A 1,321-nucleotide genomic window follows, 5' to 3' on the forward strand; every position below is an offset into this window, starting at 1 on the left:
CAGGTCGGTGGTGTTGCCCAGGCCGCGGATCCGAGCGTCCTCCTCCGCGGTCGGAAGAGGCGGGTCCTCGCTCACGGGCGGCGCTCCGCCAGCCACCGGGAAGCGGTTCGACATGAAGGCCTTGACCCGGGCCCAGTCGTCGTGGCCCTTGAGCGTCTCGTCGGTGGTGTTGTTCGCGCAGTCTTTCTCGCCGGTCGCGTCGATGTTGACGATCTGCTTTGCATCGCCGTCGTCGCCGAAGCCCGCCGGGTTGTCGCCGTTCCAGTCCGGGTTCTGGTTCAGGGGAACGGTGCGCACGGCACCCGCGCCGTCCGAGAAGACGAACTGGTTCACGCCGTCGTTCGGGTCGAGCACGCGGTTCTCGTGGAGGTCGTCCTCCTTGAGTTCGGGCAGCACCGCCGTGGAGCGGCCCGGCGCGTTCGGGCCGGGCGGGCGGCCGAACGCGGTGATGCGGGCCGGGGAGAAGTCGACGATCGTTCCACCGCCCGCGCGCGGGATGCCCCCGGACATGGAGTAGCTCATCACGCTCACGTAGTTGGGCTTGCAATTCGGGTACGCGTCCGTGCCCGCGTGGTGCAGCCCGAGGTTGTGGCCCAGTTCGTGCATGAGGGCACCGGCGTCGGTGCGGTAGAGAATGACGTCTGTCCCGCCGCCGTAGCCGCCGCTGTCGCACCCGGTGTCGGGGCCGGCGCCGTCGGTGTCGACGTCCTTGGTGGTGTAGAGGACGTAGTTGAACACCTTCTGGCGCAGCAGCTGCATGTTGCGCGCCTTCGTGTTGCGGTACTCCGTGTCGAGGTTGCAGTTGGCCAGCGGGAACGCGATCTGATTGCCGCCCCCCAGGTCGTCGCCGACGATGCAGTCCGGGTCTTGGTCGTCCGGCCTGCCGTCCGTGTCGTCGTCGATGCCGTTGTCGCAGGTGGCCGGCTTGAAGTCTTCGACGCCCAGTTCGCGGTCGTTGCAGTTCGGATCGGCACCGTCCGCACCGTCCCTGCCGTCGTTGTCCAGTCCGTCGGTGCAGGTGCCTTCCGGTGGGCCCTCCATGGCCGTCTTGTCGTACAGGCCGCCGGAGTCGACGTGCAGCGTGATGCCGTCCGCGCCGTCCGGGTTGGACAGCGGGGCCGCCGCGAAGGCGTGCTCGACCGCCTGGATCGCCTCGTGGGACGGCTGGGAGCCGTCCGAGTAGTCGAGTTCGACGAAGACGTCCTTGTGCAGCGGGTCCGCCTGGAGGGAGGGCAGGTCGACGGCCATCGAGTTGTCCGGGTTGCGCACGCCGTAGCGTTCGTACCGGTCGGCGATGCCGTCCTGATCAGCGTCGCTGTGA

The 1,321-nt window shown here is 68.7% G+C and carries 1 protein-coding gene; it reads right to left on the reverse strand.

What is annotated here, in order from left to right; translation table 11 throughout:
- Positions 1-1,321 (reverse strand): M66 family metalloprotease (locus IPZ69_RS46690; RefSeq protein ID WP_235461011.1); only part of this gene is annotated, 1,321 nt, incomplete at both ends.

Origin of the sequence: Streptomyces olivochromogenes, assembly GCF_021538895.1 — a bacterium.
In the GTDB taxonomy this organism is placed as follows: domain Bacteria; phylum Actinomycetota; class Actinomycetes; order Streptomycetales; family Streptomycetaceae; genus Streptomyces; species Streptomyces olivochromogenes_A.